We start from the raw sequence: 20249 nt of genomic DNA on the forward strand, positions 1-20249 counted from the left end.
ATTAATGTTACACTTGGAATCTAACAATGTCATTAACCTAACAAATCAAAGTTATGATTTTTTTTAAGCTTTGTCGTGACAAAGAGAAGCGTCTTATTACCCAACAATTCCGGTTAAGTATGAAACTGACGTTTTTGCTATTAATGGTAAGCCTTTTACAGGTCCGGGCGGCTACTTACGCCCAGCAGATCAGCCTGCGCGAGAATAATGTCTCCCTGAGAAAGGTGTTGAATGACATTCATAAACAGACAGGGTATGATTTTATTTTTGACCATGACATTTTAAAAGATATCCAAAATGTCACCATACACGTAAAAAATGCTGCCATCGGCGACGTATTGAGCCTTTGTTTTAAGGACAAGCCCCTGAAGTTCCACATTGTGGAAAGATCCATTGTCATAGAATACGATCCGGTTACACCGGTGATCGTGCAGGATATTATCATCAAAGGAAGGGTCACCGATCTTAATGGCACGCCATTGCAGGGCGTAACCGTTAGTTTCAAGGGAGGGCAGGTCAATTCCGTCACCGATGGCAATGGAGAATATGCGATCTCGGTTCCCGGCAGGAGTGGCACCTTGATATTTAGTTATGTGGGATACGAGTCAAAAGAGGTTAAGATCAATGATCAATCCAATATTTCGATTCGCCTGGCAGTGAAAAACAATGCCCTTTCCGAGGTAGTGATCGTAAGCTACGGCGTACAGAGTCGGGCGAACGTCACCGGCGCCATCTCGCAGCTGAGTGCCAGCAAGGTGAAGGATCAGCCGGTAGGTCAGTTTGCGCAACAATTACAAGGCCAGTTCGCGGGCGTGCAGGCCAATATCAATACGGGTAAACCGGGTCAGGGCATGGAGATCCAGATCCGGGGCGCTGTTTCCATCAATGCAGGGAACTATCCATTGGTGGTGATAGACGGTCAGCCCTTATCTCCCATCGGCAACCAAAACCCCATCAACTATATCAACCCCAACGAAATTGAAAGCTTCACGATATTAAAGGACGCCTCTGCCTCCGCGCTGTATGGCTCCCGCGCCGCCAGTGGCGTCATACTCATCACTACCAAACAGGCCAGGGCCGGAAAGACCCAGATAAGTTATGATGGTTATTATGCGCAGGCATCCCTGGACCGAAGCCATGTTCCTCCCATGATGAATGCCCATCAGCTTGCCACCTTCATGAACCAGTTTTTTCAGGATAAGATTAAATATGAAGGATATATCAATCCTCAAACAGGCACTGCCACCGTGCCTGCCGAATACGCTAATCCGGATCAATATGGGAAAGGGACGGATTGGCTTGGACAGGTAACCCGTTCGGCGCCCACGCAAAGCCATAACATATCCATTTCCGACTATCGGGAGAGATCTTCCACCAGCATAGTAGCCGGTTATTTCAAGCAGCAGGGCATCGTGATCAATACAGGATATGAACGATATTCCATCCGGGCCAACACCGAGTTCCGACCGGTGGATGGTCTGAAGCTCGGATTTAACCTCGCCCCTTCCTATACCCTCGACAACAACAGCATTGGAAGCCCAACGGATGGCTCCCGGCAAATAGTCATGGGGGCATTGCTGTCATCTCCTATCACCAAGCCCTACAATTCCGATGGAACACCCGTTAACCAGGCTTCCGGCTTTTTCCTGCTGGCTTTGCCTAACTACAGGCTTATCGCGGAGAACCAGAACAACAAGGTGAGAACGGGCCGTATGCTGGGAAACAGCTATCTGCAGGTGGACCTCATAAAGGGACTGACCTTTAAAACAAGCTTTAACATCGACATGGCGCAGGCAGCCACCAATGCCTTCACCAACCAGATCGCGGCTGCTGGATTCAATGCTCCGCCTCCCCGTCCCGTCAGCGCTATCTCCGGATATTATAACACTGACAATTATATATCATGGGTAAATGAAAATGTCCTCACGTATAAAAAGACCATTGCCCGGGATCACCACCTGGAAGCCCTCGCCGGTTATTCGGCACAAAAGCTCTCCGAATATACCAACAGGTCGAATGGTGTTACTTATTCCGATGCCTCCATTCCGTATGTGAGCGCAGCCACTACCACTACAGGGACCAGCGCCCTGACACAGTGGGCGCTCCTTTCTTCCTTTGGCCGCCTTGATTATAATTACAAGGAGAAATACCTTTTCGAGACTTCGATACGCAGCGACGGCTCTTCAAAATTCGGATCCAACAAACAATATGGCGTATTTCCCACGGTATCCGCCGGCTGGGTAGCCAGCAAAGAGCCCTTTATCCAACGGATGCTACCTTCCATCAGTTTCCTGAAAATACGCGGGAGCTATGGATTGACGGGAAATAACAATTTCAACTCAGTAAATTATCCGGCAGCATCCCTCATCGGAAATACGACCTACGTGTTGAATGGAGCCCTGGTCAGCGGCAGAACGGTTTCCCAGCTGGGCAATGCCGACCTGACCTGGGAAAAGAACAAACAACTCGACATCGGGTTCGATATCGGGCTCTTTAACAATCGCATATCCCTGACCTATGATTATTACAACAAGATCACTGATGGCTTATTATATGGTATCAATCTCCCGGCCTCCTCTGGCTTTGGCTCCGTTAACAGCAATATAGGAACCTTCAAGTTCTGGGGACATGAGTTCACCCTGAGCACGGCAAATATGACAGGCGCTTTTAAATGGAACACCAGCTTTAACATCACTTTCAACCGCAACCTGATCCAGAAGCTGGGCACGCAGAATTTGCCTATCCTCCCGCTGAATGCGTATTCCTGGCCGAATATACAAAAGGTGGGTCAGCCGGTAGGGGCATTCTATGGCTACGTGAACGAAGGCGTTTATATGACGACGGCTGACTTCAATGCAAGCCCGAAGGATGTCACTTCCACTGTAGGAAGCGTGAAAATGAAAGATCTTACCAAGGACGGTAAGATTACATCGGACGACCGGACAATCATCGGCAACCCCAATCCAAAATTCATCTATGGAATGACCAACAGCTTTGCCTGTAAACGCTGGGACATGAATATCGTTATTGCCGGCTCATACGGCGGCCAGATTGCCGATCCACTGCTGGGAGGGGATGGCAACAACCTGGACGGAGCGTTTAACATATATGCCAGCAACCTTCATCATTGGAGGTCTGAAAGCGATCCCGGCGACGGAAAAACACCCAGAACCCTGGCCGGCACCACCGCATTGTATCGCACATTCAATACGCACAGTGTTCACCCCGGATCCTATCTCACCTGTAAGAACATTACAATAGGATATAACGTCCCCCTTCACAGTAATAGATACATCAGCAAATTGAGGGCGTATGTAAGCGCACAACAAGCCTTTGTGATCACTAAGTACCAGGGATTAAGCCCCGAAACGAACAACCAGGGGACTTCCGGTATTACTGGCCTGGTGGTGGGGGTCGATGCAGTCCAATACCCGATCCCCAGAACGATTTCCTTTGGCCTGAACATGGGGTTATTTTAATTTTTTATTGCTAAAAAAAAGTAAGATGAAACATAGATATTTATTCAGCATATTGTTAGTTTCATTGTGCGCGACTTCCTGCCAGAAGAGCTTTTTACAGCTCAACCCGCCGACACAATTGAATACAGGTACCTTTTATAAGACTGCCGATGATTTTCAACAAGCGCTGATAGGCGTATATCCCTGTCTCCGCAATTGGGCGCTGCCCACCAGCTGGCTGATGGGGGAAAGCCGCTCCGATAATACCCGGTATGATTTTAATATGCAGAACCGTGCCGTTGCTATCTTAGAGCGGGAAAACGTCGATGACTGGGTGGATGACGCCAACAACAGCACCACCAAGACCAAATATGTGGCCGATTATGCCGGTATAGAAAGGGCCAATATGATCCTGGACAAGATAGTAGCTGCGAACATAGATAGCCTTACCAGGAACAACGTTACAGGCGAAGCCGAAGTACTGAGAGCCTTTTTTTATTTCGACCTGGTCCAGTTCTATGGCGGCGTGCCATTGAACTTACATACGGTGGCCAGCCCTTCGCAGGCATTTCTGACACGCGCCTCCGTTGCGGATGTATATGCCGCCATCATAGCCGACTTGAAAGACGCCATTACCAGGCTGCCCACAAAGGTCACCTTCCCGCAGAGCGGAAGGGTCACCATCGGCACCGCTGAGATGCTGCTAGCCAATGTCTGCATGGTCCAGAAGAACTATTCCCAGGCGCAGATAGCGCTGGAGGCCGTGACCAAACTGGGTTACTCCCTGAATGCCAGTTATGCGAATGCCTTTTCTACTACGAACAAAAATAGCGCAGAGTCCATCTTCGAGGTGCAATATCAGCAGGGCACCGCCAATGGGCAATACAGCTATTTCATTTATGACTTTATCCCTCCCATGGCCAGCACTACGGTTGTCACGGGGACTAACACGAATACGCTGAGCGCTTCCGGCGGCCAGAACGTGCCCACGCTGGACCTCATCAACGCTTATGAGCCGGGGGATGCCCGCCTGGACGCCACCGTGGGCATGATCGAAGGGCATACGGATGCAAACGGTAATTTTGTTGCAGAAAGCCTTAAAAGCATCGTCGGGTATACGGCGCCGCCGGGAAAAGTGGGCAGAAGATTTGCGAAGAAATACCTGCATCCCAGCGCTACGCCGGGCCAAACGGATGATAACTGGCCCATCTACCGTTATTCGGATGCGCTGCTCATGCTGGCCGAAAGCCTTAACGAACAAGGCAAGCCCGCTGATGCGCTGCCTTATCTGAACCAGGTCAGGTCACGTGCGGGGCTGCCAGCGTCCGTCGAGACGGACCAGACTGCATTGCGGGCCGTTATAGCCCACGAGCGCCGTATCGAATTAGCCCTGGAGAATAAAAGATGGACAGACCTGTTGAGAACAGGCCAGACCATCCCGGTAATGACCGCATTTGCAGCCCTCATCAAACAAGATCCCAGGGTGCCTTCGAATGCCTACAGCAAGATCGATGAGGATCATTTATTGTTTCCCATCCCCGCCTCGGAGATCCAGCTTAACCCTTTGATCAAACAGAATCATGGTTACTGATATGGCTACCAGAAGAAACTTCATCAAAAAGTCGTTCCTGTCAGGCCTCCTGATTTACAAGGGCGCCGGATTTTGGGAGACATCGCCGGACGACCCCTTTACCTATTCGTCTAAATACCTCAGACTGACCCTGGATCGCGCCTATCCCCAACTGCTGGAATTTGACGTCGACAGCCTGGGAGGATCACAGTTTTACGGTAGCCCATTGCTGCCAGTACCAGACAAATCAGGGGCAAATGCCTTTACGAACAAGGTTGGGCGCAACAGGATTTCCTGGTTCCTGAAAGGGTTTCAAAACAAGCCGGCATGGGAAATGAAATGCGATGAAAAAACCATAACTATCCGTACGCAATATACGGAGGGGGCGCCCGCAATGGACCCCTTCGTCATTGCCATAGCACAGAAGCTCAACCATGCCACCGTGCTGGGCCTGCTGACCCCTGAAAAAAAGATTGGCTTTCCCTGTCTTTTCCACCTGCCCGGTAGAGGCACCTTCCGCATGCATTGTGATCGATCCGAAGTAACGTTGGGATATGATGCCTATCGCTTCAAAGCTAAAGGCGACAAAGGCACTCCCTTTGTAAAAGCCGAATTTCAGGCCGCTGATGCGAAGACCCCTTCGATCACCTACACGCTCGAAGCAGTAGCTGTCTTTCCCGACCTGAAAGATATCCGGGGAGATGCAAGGTTGGACGGCCTGCGTCGGAATTTCATTAATATCTTTCAATTAAATCCGAGGGAGAAAGTATTGGCCAATAACAGCGCCAGTGATCCTTGCGCATTCACCCTGTTCCTGTATGCGGAAATGGCCCGCCGTACGCCCAAACTGACCAGTGACTTCTCTGCACTGGATCTCATCAGGTCTTCGCTGGATGTTTATCTGGGAGGATATAAAGGGTATGGCCAGGTGGGATATTATTACAACAACCAATATGGATGGTTAAGTAAATTCGATTCCACCGACAGCGCCCCTTCTTTGATCATATCGGCCTGTTATTATATACTCGATACAAAGGACAAGACCTGGGCCCGTAAAAACTATGCAGGCATTAAGAGTTGGGCAGCCAAAATGATCCAGACGGATACCAACGGCGATGGGATCATAGAATATGGCCATTCGGGTAACACAGGGAGCTGGGATCAAAAGCCTTTTCAAAGGCCCGCGAACTGGTGGGATGCCATTGGTTTTGGTCACGATGACGCGTATTCAAATGCCCTCGCTTACCGGGCCGCCGGATTATTGGCCGAAGTCGCAGCCTTGCTGGGTGAAACGAGCGATCAAAATGAGCTTACAGCCTTTGCAGAAAAACTAAAAGCCGGTTATTTCAACCATTTCTATAATGCCGACACCGGTGTATTGGCCGGTTGGCGCAGCGCGGATGGGCAGTTGCATGACTATTATTTCACGTTTGTAAATGGGGTCGCCGTCTGTTACGGCTTGTTAACGCCTGAACAGGGCAGACAGGTTATGCAAAGGATCGTACAAAAAATGAAGGAAGTCGGATTCTCCAATTTTAAAATGGGCCTTCCGGGGAACTTAATACCTGTTCCACCTGCCGACTATGTGGCGCATGAAAAACACTGGGGACATGGCGATAAACCCGACGGATCCGACGCTTTTCAGATCTATGAGAATGGAGGTGCCACTGGTTGTTATGCCTATTTCACCATCAAAGCACTTTATGAGCTTGGTTTACGTAAGGAGGCAGACGACATCTTCCTTCCAATGATGGAAGCGTATAAAGAAAATGGATTTGACGGCCACTGCGATGGCAGCAACTATACCAAAGACTGGAAGACCTGGGATGGCCAGTGCTGGGGATACGAAGGATTCCTGGTAGACAGTTATTTGCCCATGCTGGCCGTATACGACTGGCAACGATAATTCAGAAAAATGAAACATTTACACGTATATCTGTCAATTGTTTTTAATCTTTTTTTAGCTACGTCCACTCATTCCCAACAGACCGGATACAAAGGTGGGATCATACCCGCTCCTCAGCACATAAAAGTCACCGGTGGCGACTTTGTCCTTAACAGAAAAACGATCCTGTATTCGGACAGCGCCGGTTGTATGGCCGTAAAATTGTTTCGTTCCTACCTCTCGGAGAATTGCCACCTCGACAATAAGCTGGTCAAAGCTCTGCATGGATCCTATGGAAAGGATACGACCGTTGTAACTATCATAACAAAAAGTGATCCTCTTGTCGTCAGCGAGGGCTATCACCTGAAAATATCCCCCCGAAGGATAACCCTGACAGGCAATGGGGCCGGCGTCTTTTATGGCGTGCAAACCCTGCTGCAGCTTTTATCGCAACAGGATAAAGGCGCTTGTTCAATACCCTGTTTGGACATCGACGATTTCCCAAGGTTTGCCTACAGGGGATTAATGCTGGACGTTGCCCGTCATTTTTTCACCGTTGACCAGGTCAGGCAGGTGCTGGACCTCATGGCACGTTACAAACTGAATACCTTTCACTGGCATTTGACAGATGACCAGGGCTGGCGCCTGGAGATTAAAAAATATCCTAAGCTCACCTCGGTAGGAGCGTATAATGTCAATACGGTGCTGGACGGTGACAGGGATTTGCCGGACAGTATCAGCACAGGAGGCTATTACACGCAGGGCCAGGTACGGGAAGTGATCCGGTATGCGACGGAACGGGGTATCACTATTATTCCTGAAATAGAGGTCCCGGCACATTCCGCGGCTGCTTTGCGGGCATATCCCGAATTTAAATGTGTGTTGCCGGCCGGCTCCTCCAACATCACCGCGAATAATATCATCTACAGCCCTTCTGAACAGACCTTTCAGTTCCTGGAAGACGTATTGACAGAAGTGGCGGCGCTTTTCCCCGGTAAATATATTCACATCGGCGGAGACGAAGCCAACAAAAAGCCATGGGAAGAGTCGCTCTTTTGCCAGCGATTGATGAAGGACCAGAACCTGAAAGACGTGCACGAGCTCCAGAGTTATTTTATACGGCGGATAGAAAAGATCCTCCTTACGAAAGGGCGTAGCCTTGTCGGCTGGGACGAAATTGCAGAAGGTGGACTGGCGCAGACGGCCACCGTAATGTGCCGGTTTGGCTCAAAGGAAGAAAGCAGGATCGTCAAACTCAATCACAAGGTGATCATGACCCCGGGAATTGAAGGATTGTACTTCGACTATCCGCAGAGTAATTCAGGGCTGGAACCATTTTACCATGGACCCTATGTTTCCTCCCTGGAAAAAACTTATAGCATTGATCCGGCGCCCGAATCACTCACAGCTGATGAAAAGCAACTCGTGATGGGCGTTCAGGGTAGCCTTTGGACAGAGCATGTGCCTACCATGAACAAATTGTATTACATGATCATTCCAAGGATCTTTGGGTTAGCCGAAGTTGCCTGGACATTGCCGGAAAATAAAAATAAAACAACCTTTCTGGCCGTCAGCGTTCCGAAACATCTTGCCTGGCTGGAAAATAAAGGATATAATTTCCGGGTGCCTACGGCTTTTAATGAGACCGATACAGTAATGATAGGCCATAAATTCATACTGGAGAACAAATGTCTCCTGCCGAAGGCAAAAACCTATTATACGCTGAATGGGCGTATGCCTACGGAAAATGACAGGGAATTTAATAAGCCCCTGGTTATTTTGATCCCCAGGGACGAACGACGGGAATTACAAACGGTGGTCATTAGCCAGACAGGCAAGCGAAGCGTACCAACCCGAACGGTAATGTATAATTATGACCCATTTCCAGCTGTCGACAGTCCGGGCTTGAACAGCGGTCTTCGTTATTACACCTTTTCTTCCGATCCGCTAGACACAAGCTTGTCGCATCTTGTCACATCGGAGGGCGTTTTGGCGGATTTTCGTCTGGATTCCCTGAGAAGGGACCTGAAGAATTCCACGATCGTTTGTCACGGTTATGTTAATACACCGGTGGATGATGTGTACTGCTTTTTCCTGCCAGGCCGGGATGATAATAAATTCTTTATCGACGGTCGATGCGTCATCGCCGATCTCAGCCATTTTTCGCGTATGGTGAGCATCGGCTCTGTCCCTTTAAAAAAGGGGCTTCATAGGTTCAGATTGGATTATGCTTCCGATGGAAGTGCCGTTATTCCTCTTTATTACCAGACCTCAGATGGTGAAAGGCATAGGTTCACGCCCGGTCAGCTTTTTCATTAGGTTACCGTTCATTGTATTTGTCCTGATTAAATGCAGGATTTTGTATTTTCATGGTAGGTAATCACTTGCTCATAAGAAAATATATTTTATGCAAAGAAAGAGCTCATTTTTGTTCATGGGGTTGCTATTGTTTAGCTATCTCGCGGTAAACGCAAAATGCGGGATGGGACAAGACCGTATTGGCAAAGACAGTTTGCCTCCTGTCGAAACAAAACCGGGATTTGCCAACTACAAGCCCGCCTTTGCAGGGCAAACCAGGGTTGCAGGCGCCAAAACAAACACTCCTTACAAAGTGGAGAAGATTGCCAGTAAGCTGGGCGATCCGTTCGCCATTGCGGCTATGCCCGATGGCAGGCTAATGGTGACCCTCAAATCTGGCACAATGGAGATTCATGATAAGGACGGCCGGCTGGCCAAAAAGATCACTGGGTTGCCGGAGGTAGTGTACGCTGGCCAGGGTGGACTACTGGATGTAGCTTTTGATCCGGATTTCACCAGCAATAAGATCATCTATTGGAGTTATTCGGAAAGATATCAGTCGGGAAGTTTGACTGCCGTTGCCAAAGGGAAGTTGAATGAGCAGGCAGGTAAGGTGGACGATATTACGGTGATCTTCCGGGCAACACCTGCGACAAAGAGTAATTTACAATTCGGATCCCGGCTGGTCTTTGACAACAATGGCGATCTTTTCGTCAGCATAGGTGAAAAATTCTCCCCTGATGTCCGCGTGCAGGCGCAGGACTTGAATTCCTATCTGGGGAAGATCATAAGGATAACGACAGCAGGTAAGGCGGCCGCGGGCAATCCCTTTGCCAGCCGGTCGAACGCGAAACCCGAAATAATTTCTTGCGGCCACCGCAATCCGGAAGGATTGGACATTAACCCGGCGACCGGTGAATTGTGGGAAGCCGAATTCGGGCCGCATGGGGGTGACGAAATAAATCTTATCCGCCCCGGTAAGAACTATGGCTGGCCGGTGATCACGTATGGCCTTGAATACTCCAACGACAAGGTGGGCGAAGGCATTCAGCAAAAGGCAGGAATGGAACAGCCGGTCTATTATTGGGATCCCGTCGTATCTCCAAGCGGCATCTGTTTTTATAAAGGAACCGCCATTCCCGAATGGAAGAATAATTTGTTTGTTGCTTGCCTCAGCGGGCAGCATGTGGATCGCCTTATGATCAGGAACAACAGGATAGTAGGAGAAGAGAGGCTGCTCACAGACAAAAAGCAGCGATTTCGTGACGTAGCTTATTCGAATAATGTACTCTACGCAATTACCGATGACGGTGACATATACAAGGTCGAACCTGGTGCCAAACGGTAGAACTTCAAACCCGGGAATATTGTTTGCTGTTGCTGTTATTGGTGAAGAACGGACCTGTCACTTCCGGCCGGCCTGATGCCCCAACTGCTGTAGTCTTCGGATATGCGAACGCAATGCTGCAAGAAAGGATGGTTTCGAATTATAATAGACATTGAATTCCCTGGCCGTTTTCTCTACAATAGGCGCAATTTTCCGGTAATGCACGTGACAGATATTTGGAAAGAGATGATGCTCGATCTGAAAATTCAATCCTCCTATATACCAATTCAGGAAGAGATTATTTCTTGCGAAATCCGCCGTTGTCCGAAGCTCATGGACAGCCCAGTCGGCATGAATGATGCCATTTTCATCTGCCTTGAACTGTTGGGCTCCTTCCACCACGTGTGCCATTTGAAAAATAGTGCTGAGTATGCATCCGGCGGTCCAGTGCATGATGAAAAACCCGAGAAGGACCTGCCACCAGGCATATTCAGTATATATAATAGGTAGCCCGATGAAAGCGAACAGATAGATGATCTTTGCCAGCACCATCTTGGAATATTCTCTTGCAGGGCTTACATGATATTTGCCGGTGATCCCTTCCTTGTTGTAATCGGCGAGCTGCGTGAAATCATTAATTAATTTCGCGATGGTCATAAGCCCGTAAAAGAAGAAGGCATGAATATACTGGTAACGATGGATCTTTTTCAGGGGCGCATATTGAGAAAGCCGGATAGGGCCTTTCCCCGCTATGTCTTCATCGTATCCGTCAATATTGGTGTATGCATGATGCATCATGTTATGTTGCACTTTCCAGGTAAATACGTCGCTTCCCAGCAGGTACATGGTTCCGCCCATAATTTTATTCACCCACTCTTTGGTGGAGTAAGAACCATGTACGGCGTCATGCATGACACACATGCCTATTCCGGCCATCCCTATTCCCATGGTGATCACCCATAAAATGGCGGCCCATATACTCATGGGTATTGTCAGCAACAGTACAAACGGAACGATATATAGTGACAACATAGCGATCGTTTGTGTCACCAGTGTAACATTCCCCTTGGTGGAGATGCCTTTTTCCTTAAAGTAATTGTTTACATTGTTTCGAACTGCGGCAGCGAATTTTTTCTGCCATGCTTCGTCACTGGTGAATTTTATCGTTTTCATACAATTGGCTTGCTGTGATGAACGAAGGGATCCAATTTTTGTCGAAAATAGCTTCTCTGCCATATCCTCTTTTTGATGGCGGTCAGTGCCGGACTTGATTTTGATCATGGTACATGGGGTGACGAAGACAAACAGGGGTTATTCTAATCCGTCAAATCTTTCAAAAACACGGCGCTTAAATGCTTTATTGAACTTTACCATAATCTTTACATGCGAACCGATATTCCGTATAACGTCGGGACCTTTAAAAGGAAAGACCTTTGTGTGGTTCTATTCTTTCACAAAGAAAATCAACAACGATGGAATTCAAGAAAATTTTATTCGTAGTAACCTCCCACGACAAGATGGGCGACACTGGTAAAAAGACAGGCATTTGGATCGAAGAATTTGCGGCGCCCTATTATTACTTCCTCGATGCAGGCAAGCAGATCACCATTGCTTCCCCGAAGGGCGGGCAGGCCCCGATCGATCCAAAGAGCAATGAGCCGGAGAACCAGACACCAGCGACCGTTCGCTACTACAATGATCCGGAGACAATCAAACGCCTGGCCAATACTGTCGCCATCAAGGCGGTTAACGAGAAGGACTATGACACCGTATTTTATCCCGGCGGTCATGGACCGATGTGGGATTTGCCAGACGATGAGGGCTCGATCCGGCTGCTTGAAAGTTTTAACCGTGCGGGAAAAGTGATGACGTTGATGTGCCATTCGCCGGTGGCATTGAAAAATGTAAAGGGCGTAGATGGAGACTGGCTGATCCGGGGCAAACGCGTGACGGCTTTCACCAATGGAGAAGAGTCGGAGGCGGAGCTGACCTGGATCGTGCCCTTCCTGCTGGAGGACATGCTGCGCGGCAGGGGCGCCAACTATCTGAAGGGGGAGAACTGGCTGCCATTTGTCGTGCGTGACGGCAAGCTGGTCACCGGGCAGAACCCTGCCTCATCTGTGCTGGCGGCCCAGACAGTAATGGACCTTTTCGAGCGGATGAAATAGGGCAGATGCTGTGGAACGCATAAAGAAGACAATATGACAACGAAAGCTATAATGGAGGACGTGCGATCGGCGCAATTTGCAACGGAGATATTTCAGGGATTGACGGCAACACCCAAATACCTGCCGGCCAAATATTTTTATGACACGGCGGGCGATGAGATATTCCAGGAGATCATGAACTGTGAAGAATATTATCTATCTGCCTGCGAACTGGAGATCTTCCGGAAGCAAACGGCCGGGCTTGCAGCCGCGATTATGCAGCCCGGCAGCCCGTTTGACCTGATAGAGCTCGGGGCAGGCGACTGCAAAAAGTCGGCTTATCTGTTGCGATACCTGGTTCGCACCGGAGGCAGCTTTACCTATATCCCGATAGATATTTCGTCAAACATCATCAACTACATACAGACACAGCTTCCTTTGAAAATAGCAGGATTAAACGTAAGGGGACTCAATGGAGAATATTTGCCCATGATCTCAGAGGCGGCAAAGGTTTCCGGCAAAAGAAAAGTAGTGTTGTTCCTGGGATCGAACCTGGGAAACCTGGCTCCTGCAGAGGCTCGCGCATTTTGTCGAAAGCTCCGCTGCCACTTGAGGCCCGGAGACCTGGTCCTCATCGGCCTGGACTTAAAAAAATGCCCCGATATCATACTCGCTGCGTATAATGATAAGACAGGGATTACGAAAAGATTTAACCTCAATCTTCTGAAGCGGATCAACCGCGAGCTGAATGGGGATTTCGACATCGGGCAATTTCATCATTTCCCGGTGTATGATCCGCCCTCGGGCGCTTGCAAAAGTTACCTCATTAGCCTTGCAGACCAGCAAGTTACTCTGTGGTGTAACGGAGATGTGCAACACATCCGGTTTGTGCGCAATGAGGAAATTTTCATGGAGATCTCCCAGAAGTACACGATTGACCAGGTAGATCGTCTGGCCGGCGAGTCGTCTTTCAGGACAGTGCAGCGATTTTATGATGACCGCGGATGGTTCGTCGACGCACTTTGGAGCGCCGTTTAGTTATCAATATATTTGATGCTATGAAAGTAATTTCTATAAACGTATCACTGCCGAAGGAAGTCGACTGGCATGGCCGGAAAATAACTACCTCGATCTTTAAAACACCCGTCGAAGGCAGACGGCATGTCGGAAAATTAAACATTGGGGGAGACGGCCAGGCTGACCTGCAAGCGCATGGCGGTGAGCATCGAGCGATATTTGTCTATCAAAAGGATTCATACGACTATTGGAAAAAGGAGCTGGGGCTTGAAAATCTGCACTACGGGCAGTTTGGTGAGAATTTGACGGTTGAGGGTTTGCCTGACAGCGAGGTTTGTATTGGAGATCGGTTTCAGATTGGAACGGTGATCCTTGAAGTCACTCAACCACGCGTCACCTGTTATAAGGTAGCCCTTAGCACGGGTGTTCCGGAAATGCCGGCGCTGCTCGTCAGCCACAAACGCCCGGGTTTTTACTGCCGGGTGATCTGCGAAGGTGACATGGAAGCCGGCGATGAGATCAAAAAGCTTTTCAATGGCAAGGGCGGAATGACCATAGCCGAGGTTGATGGATTGTTATACAGCAACGCTCATCCCCGCGATCGTCTCCGGCAAGTACTGGACATTGAAGCATTGAGCGCAGGCTGGCGAAGCTCCTTCCAGGCATTGTACCAGGCTGCTGTCTCGGGATCGGCATCGGGAAATGCCGGTCTGGCGCCGTCCGCCATGCTTGCCGCCTGGCAAGGCTTCGTGCCCTTCATTGTCACCAGGATCGTTGTCGAAAGTGAAGGAGTGCATTCGTTTGAATTATCTCCCATGGATGGTCGCCGCCTGCCGGAATTCGTCGCAGGTCAGCACATCGTCGTTAAAATTCCGGGCCTTGGCGGCGCGCCGCTGATCCGGATGTACTCTATTTGCGGACCGGTGAACGAAACATACTATCGCATAGGCGTAAAAGCAGAACTCAATGGCGTGGGCAGCGACTATCTGTTCCACCATCTCGGGGTGGGAGATCGCCTGGAGATATCCGCGCCCAGAGGCGATTTCACACTTGCACAAAACGCTCGTCCCCTGATCCTGCTGGGAGCAGGCATCGGCATCACGCCCTTGCTCGCCATGCTGTATGCGGCAGCCGCTGACGGGGATCAAAGAGAAGTCTGGTGGATCTATACGACGCAGGACAAAGGACACTATCCTTTCCGGGATGAAGTAGGACGAATTTCCGGTAATATCGTTAAATATCACGGGCACACATCCTTTACACGGCCACAGGCGGGAGATATCCTCGGGTTGGATTTTGAAGCAAGCGACCGGCTGACGCCGGAGAAACTAAAACAGCTCGATCTGCCTGGTGATGGCGATTACTATTTATGCGGTCCCCCCACCTTCATGATGGAAATCAGCGCCGCCTTAAAATCGCTCGGGCTACCAGCGTCTGCGATTAAACAGGAAGCTTTTGGCAACCTTAATCTGTCCATTGACGGAAAGAAGCCGCCGCATGTCCCCGAAGGTAGCCCTGGGGAAGGTCCGGTGGTCGCTTTCGCCAAAAGCGGCATCAGCTTCAAATGGCATCCGCGGTTCACCTCCCTGCTGGAAGCTGCAGAGGCTTGTGATGTCCCGGTGAGCTGGTCCTGCCGGGTAGGTGTATGTCATAGATGCGAAACGACCCTTTTTTCCGGTGAAGTAAACTATATCTCCGCTCCCCTCGACCAGCCAACGGCCGGCAATGTGCTCATCTGCTGTTCGGTCCCCCGCGCTGATGTTCAGCTGGACCTTTGACTTTTATGACGGTCAATCATCATTTTCAATTGGCTCCCATAGTTCGATTTTATTACCTTCCGGATCGATGATCCAGCCAAATCGACCGTAGTCATATTCCTGCATGTCGCCGGCAATGGTTACGCCATTTTCCCGGAGCTCCGCAAGCAAGGCCCGCAGATCGGCGACCCTGAAATTGATCATATAGGACTGTTCGCCCGGGTTAAAATAGTCGGAGTCTTCTTTAAAGATAGCAACAGACGTACTGCCCGTGGGCTTATCATCGGCCCATTTGAACTGTATATAGCCATGCTGAAATTGGAGTCCCAGATGCTGGCCGTACCATTCCATCAGCTGCTGGGGGTTGCGTGCTTTGAAAAAGACACCGCCAACGCCGGTAATTTTTTGCATAAATGTATATTTGTCAGTTAGTAAGATATATTATTGTTGTCAAAGTAACAAAGGAGATAACCCCCATGCTCAATTGCGCGAGACGAGTGTTTGATATTCCCCTACACTTCCGGTCGCACCCGTACGAGGCTTCCGCCGCTTTAGAATTAACGCCGTGATCAGCGATATCACGATCCCCACGGGCAATACCTCCATATAGGTAAAAAGCACCACCATGATGGGATTCTTATACATCCTGCTCATACTGTTGATGGAATCCATCCTTTTTTGCAACGCCTCGGGCGACAGGCCGCTATGCTGCGCTTTCTGGATCAGGGCAGCCGAATACTTGTCCATATAATCGGGCATAAAGCAATAGAACTCGATCAGCCAGGCCCCCACATATAAGGTCGACCCGATCAGCGAAATACCCAGCCCGACCAGGAATGCCTTGCCAAAGCTGACCATGCCCTGATTATACTTATCCCGAAAATTTCTGGTCCCGACAAAAATAAATGAGAAGGCAATGATCATCGCGCTGTACCCGACTACCTCGTTATCTATATGCCCGTGAAAGGCTTTGGAGAGAAAGCCGATGGAGGCGACAAAGGCCGCAAGGATGACTCCCGAGACCAGCCCAAAAATGAGGATGTTCTTTTTCATACGTTCAATGATTTAGTCCCCCTAAATTGGGCTATTTCAATAACATAGCTTTCATACTTTCGGGTGATTTTGCCCTTTTCGCTCATTTTCATGCTTTGGAATGACGTCGATGCCCGTCAGGGGACGCCGCAATCACCGTATCAGCCTCAGCCTCTTCGACTTTTCTATCGCCTGCGTTCGCCGCCTTACATCCAGCTTTTCAAATATCCGGGAACAATGCGTTTTGACTGTATTGAGCGACACAAAAAGCCGATCGGCAATTTCCTGGTTGCTCAGCCCTTCCGCCATCAGCTGCAGTACCTCCTGTTCCCGGCCGCTCAACCCTAACCGGGCCATCTCCTTTTCATCGATCTCCTGCTGCGGCGCTTCAGGTGCAGGTTGCACGATCACCACCGTCTGCACCTTTGGCCTGGCCAGCTTCACCGCCAGCCAGATACCCAGCCCCGTAAAAACAAGGGCCAACGCGCCACTGTACACCTCGATGGCATGGTCAAAAATGATAAATCGCCATTCCAGCCATTTCATCAGGATCAGGAGCACCGCGAGGGCAAACCCATATATAATGATATTCCGGCTCATTTCTCATTAAAAATACTAAGGAAAATCCTAAGAACACCGGTATTCGAGAATAAGAACGCCGTTGTCGGCCGCGCGCGAGTGTTTGAGCTCGAATTTCTTTAATTCCAGATTGTCATCGAAAAGCCTCAACCCGCCGCCAATCGAGAGGGGAAATACCATCAACCGCAATTCATCGATGAGGTCGTGGTGAAGCAGGGCCTTGACGAGGGTGGCGCTCCCATAGACAAGGATATCACCACCATCGGACTTCTTCAGCGCCGCGACGTCTCCCGCCACGTCGCGAAGGATATGGCTGTTATTCCATTCCGTCTTTTGCAGGCTTCGGGATACGACATATTTCGGCATCCGGTTAATGGGGTCGGCAAACCCGCCCCCGGTCTGGTTAGGCCAGTAGGCAGCAAACTTTTCGTACGTGATTTTTCCCAACAGCAAGGTGTCCACGCTGGCAAGCTCATCAACCTTGTATTTGCCGGTTTCCGGAGAGCTGTATTTAAACTGCCATCCCCCATGAGGATGAGAGGTTTCATTGCCGCCGGGCGCTTCGATAACACCATCGAGAGTGATGAATTCGGTAACGATAATTTTTCGCATGATCTTTTTTTTGTAAAGCTAGCGAACGTAGTTTGATCAGACGGGGGGCGAAAATGACATTCAAAAGGGGCAATTGCGTCTTACACTATGCTCCGATTTTGGCTTTCAACTGACGCAAAGCGCCTTTCACATGACTTCTGACTGACTGCTTGCTTAAATTCAGGCGTTGCGCTATCTCCGCATAGGTCATATTTGATCCGCGGCTCATTTCGAAAACCCTTCGCATTTTTGGAGGTAGCAGGGTAATTTGTTTTTCAATAATCACCGCAAGCTGGAGTTCACGCACACGGTGATCAGTAATTGCCTCGGAATTAGCAGTCTCCTCAATTGACAAAATATATTTTTGCTGCACAGCTTTGTGGGCCAGCAGATTTAATACACGATTCTTTGCGCAGGTGTAGAGATAACCTGAGAAGTTCGAACAGAGGGGAACCGTTTGTCTTTGCTCCCAAAGGCGTAGGAATATATCTTGAACAAGGTCCTTTGCTTCGTCCTTGTCCTTTAAACGTTGAAAGGAGTGGATATGGAGAAGCCCGAAATATCGGTCATATAGCGCCTTGAAGGCATGCTCATCACTTTCTTTAACCAGGCGAACCAATTCCTGGTCTTGCACACAATCATATACAGGCATGTGTTGGCTGTTAAAAGGTTGACGTTCTAATCAACGGATTATTTTGAAATAGGGGCTTTGAAGGTAGCAATCCCAAAAGCGCTGGCCGTCCTGCGCCGTCCTGCTTTCGCCCGGAATGTTATATATTTAAATTTGAATATGTGAAATTCTGCTTCCATTTTTACCCCCCTGCCGCATAGGTTTCCTGTTATTGCAGTATTGTTATTCATTTTTTAATTTTAAACAATTATGGCCATACGTCGTTGTTCGGGTTTGTTCCTGGCTATTTTCCTGCTCTTACACTTCAATTGTCTTAACGCGCAATCAGACACTGTCCGGGGACAGCGGACGCCAAGGATTGTAAACATTGTCAACTTTATCCGGCTTATAGAGCCGCGCGATCCTGCAGTGACGAAAGACGTGCTTTACGAGACAGTGGCGTCCCAGGTCGCATTGATGAAAAAATACCATCTGGGGGGCACATTTTTGTTGCAGTATGATGCGCTCATTGACCCCCGCTATCAACGGCTGCTCAAGAGCCTTCCCCGGGACCAATTTGAAATAGGCGCCTGGTGGGAGCTTCCCCAACCACTTATTGAAAGATCAGGCATTAAATGGAGGGGAAAATATGCCTGGGACTGGCATTCCGATATAGGCTTTTCGGTCGGGTACACGCCGGAGCAGCGGGAGAGGATCATCGATACCTATTTCGCAGACTTTAAAAAAATATTCGGCTACTACCCAAGGTCCGTGGCGTCATGGGTGATCGATGCCTATTCCCTGGACTACATGTATGACAAATATCGTATCGTAGCATCCGCCAATTGTAAGGACCAGGTAGGTACAGATGGGTTTACACTCTGGGGTGGCTACTGGAACCAGGCATACTATCCTAGTCGCATCAATGCATATATGCCCGCTCAGCACGCCGAAAAGCAGCTCCCGGTACCCGTTTTCAGAATGTTGGGCAGCGATCCCATCAGACAATATGCCGATGGCAGCTCGGTCACCACCCTGGAGCCCGTATACGGGCACGCCGGCGGAAATGAACAATGGATCAATTGGTTCTTTCAAACCTTTTCCAACGATCCGGCATTGGGCTTTAATTATACACAAGCCGGTCAGGAGAACTCATTTACCTGGGAAGCTATGCGGAAAGGGTTGGAACTCCAAATGCCCATCATAGCACGCCTCAAAAAGGAAGGTAAGATCCGGGTGGAAACACTGGAGCAGTCTGGCAGATGGTTTCGCAAAAGCTATAGGCTGACGCCGGCCACGACATTTGCTGTCACCAAAGACCTGGGTGAGAGCGATCAAAAGACCCTTTGGTACGACAGCCGTTTTTACCGCACCAATCTTCTATGGAAGCATGGCCGCCTGCGCATCGTCGATATTCACCTGTTCAATGAGGCAGTTCCGGATAAATACCTCCACGCGGTAACAACGGTAAACCAGAGCTTTTTTTATACACTGCCAGTAGTAGATGGCTTTCAATGGGGAGCACGAGGGAATCCGGAAGGCTTTCGCCTGATGGCGCTAAAAGATGGAAAGGAGGAAGACATCAGTGGTGGGGACCCCATATTCACCCATGCCGGCAGTAAGACGGCGCATGTTCTATGGCCATCCGTCAATGGTAGGTTCGAGATCGATCTCGATGAAGATAAACTGTCCATTACTGCCAAAGATAGCCCGGCGCTGGACTGGTTTTTGGATCTCAATGTTGCAGCCAACGCCCATACCCCGCTGGAAAAGGTGGATAGCACAGAAGCCACTTACATATTTGACGGGCACACTTATCGCCTGAACGTGGCGCAGGGCTCCATCGGAAGTGGTTCCCCGGGCAGTTTGTACAGGATCCGGCCCCGCAATGGTCGCATTGTATTAAGACTGGCAGATCAATCCCTGCAGGAACGCAGATGAAGGGTTGTGCATCTCCGCAGAGATCATTGGGAAAATA

Annotated in this window: 15 protein-coding genes; 9 read left to right on the forward strand and 6 right to left on the reverse strand. The window is 49.5% G+C overall.

Features of this window, described 5'->3' with window-relative positions; translation table 11 throughout:
• The first annotated feature begins 119 nt into the window (after positions 1–119).
• The 5 genes from Q4E93_RS03285 to Q4E93_RS03305 all read left to right on the forward strand — a co-directional run bounded on the left by Q4E93_RS03285 (position 120) and on the right by Q4E93_RS03305 (position 10559).
• On the forward strand, positions 120–3479 hold the full coding sequence (locus Q4E93_RS03285; RefSeq protein WP_303582664.1) for a TonB-dependent receptor: 3360 nt from the start codon (positions 120–122) through the stop codon (positions 3477–3479).
• A 25-nt stretch (positions 3480–3504) separates the two neighbouring features.
• Entirely contained in the window at positions 3505–5049 is a 1545-nt protein-coding gene (locus tag Q4E93_RS03290; RefSeq protein ID WP_303582665.1) for a RagB/SusD family nutrient uptake outer membrane protein, read from the forward strand.
• Between the two features lies 1 nt (position 5050).
• The gene (locus tag Q4E93_RS03295) at positions 5051–6934 is read left to right on the forward strand and encodes an alpha-L-rhamnosidase-related protein (RefSeq protein ID WP_303582666.1); all 1884 of its coding nucleotides are present in this window, start codon (positions 5051–5053) and stop codon (positions 6932–6934) included.
• 9 nt (positions 6935–6943) lie between these two features.
• Entirely contained in the window at positions 6944–9232 is a 2289-nt protein-coding gene (locus Q4E93_RS03300; RefSeq protein WP_303582667.1) for a family 20 glycosylhydrolase, read from the forward strand.
• A gap of 88 nt (positions 9233–9320) precedes the next feature.
• Positions 9321–10559 (forward strand): PQQ-dependent sugar dehydrogenase, encoded by a 1239-nt coding sequence (locus Q4E93_RS03305; RefSeq protein ID WP_303582668.1) that lies wholly within the window; start codon positions 9321–9323, stop codon positions 10557–10559.
• Positions 10560–10616: 57 nt separating this feature from the next.
• Here Q4E93_RS03305 and Q4E93_RS03310 read toward each other — a convergent pair whose 3' ends face one another.
• On the reverse strand, positions 10617–11711 hold the full coding sequence (locus Q4E93_RS03310; RefSeq protein WP_303582669.1) for a fatty acid desaturase family protein: 1095 nt from the start codon (positions 11709–11711) through the stop codon (positions 10617–10619).
• Positions 11712–12010: 299 nt separating this feature from the next.
• On the opposite strand from Q4E93_RS03310, the gene Q4E93_RS03315 reads away from it, so the two are divergent.
• Genes Q4E93_RS03315 through Q4E93_RS03325 form a run of 3 tightly spaced genes read left to right on the forward strand, consistent with a single transcriptional unit; the run spans position 12011 to position 15480 of the window.
• Positions 12011–12706 (forward strand): type 1 glutamine amidotransferase domain-containing protein, encoded by a 696-nt coding sequence (locus Q4E93_RS03315; protein ID WP_303582670.1) that lies wholly within the window; start codon positions 12011–12013, stop codon positions 12704–12706.
• 33 nt (positions 12707–12739) lie between these two features.
• Positions 12740–13723 (forward strand): L-histidine N(alpha)-methyltransferase, encoded by a 984-nt coding sequence (locus tag Q4E93_RS03320; protein ID WP_303582671.1) that lies wholly within the window; start codon positions 12740–12742, stop codon positions 13721–13723.
• Between the two features lie 20 nt (positions 13724–13743).
• Positions 13744–15480, forward strand: coding sequence for an MOSC and FAD-binding oxidoreductase domain-containing protein (locus tag Q4E93_RS03325; protein WP_303582672.1), 1737 nt, complete (start codon positions 13744–13746; stop codon positions 15478–15480).
• 12 nt (positions 15481–15492) lie between these two features.
• On the opposite strand, the gene Q4E93_RS03330 is transcribed toward Q4E93_RS03325, so the two are convergent.
• From Q4E93_RS03330 to Q4E93_RS03350, 5 genes are all read right to left on the reverse strand, one after another.
• Positions 15493–15870, reverse strand: coding sequence for a VOC family protein (locus Q4E93_RS03330; protein ID WP_303582673.1), 378 nt, complete (start codon positions 15868–15870; stop codon positions 15493–15495).
• Between the two features lie 69 nt (positions 15871–15939).
• Positions 15940–16512, reverse strand: a complete 573-nt coding sequence (locus Q4E93_RS03335; RefSeq protein ID WP_303582674.1) for a DUF4199 domain-containing protein — start codon at positions 16510–16512, stop codon at positions 15940–15942.
• 132 nt (positions 16513–16644) lie between these two features.
• On the reverse strand, positions 16645–17091 hold the full coding sequence (locus Q4E93_RS03340; RefSeq protein WP_303582675.1) for a helix-turn-helix transcriptional regulator: 447 nt from the start codon (positions 17089–17091) through the stop codon (positions 16645–16647).
• A 27-nt stretch (positions 17092–17118) separates the two neighbouring features.
• On the reverse strand, positions 17119–17682 hold the full coding sequence (locus Q4E93_RS03345) for a dihydrofolate reductase family protein (protein ID WP_303582676.1): 564 nt from the start codon (positions 17680–17682) through the stop codon (positions 17119–17121).
• Between the two features lie 85 nt (positions 17683–17767).
• A complete protein-coding gene (locus Q4E93_RS03350) occupies positions 17768–18313 on the reverse strand; it encodes an RNA polymerase sigma-70 factor (RefSeq protein WP_303582677.1) in 546 nt (181 codons plus the stop codon).
• A gap of 228 nt (positions 18314–18541) precedes the next feature.
• Here Q4E93_RS03350 and Q4E93_RS03355 point away from each other — a divergent pair, with 228 nt between their 5' ends.
• On the forward strand, positions 18542–20212 hold the full coding sequence (locus Q4E93_RS03355) for a hypothetical protein (protein ID WP_303582678.1): 1671 nt from the start codon (positions 18542–18544) through the stop codon (positions 20210–20212).
• The last annotated feature ends 37 nt before the right edge of the window (positions 20213–20249 follow it).

Source organism: Flavitalea plasmicola, from assembly GCF_030546645.1.
In the GTDB taxonomy this organism is placed as follows: domain Bacteria; phylum Bacteroidota; class Bacteroidia; order Chitinophagales; family Chitinophagaceae; genus Puia.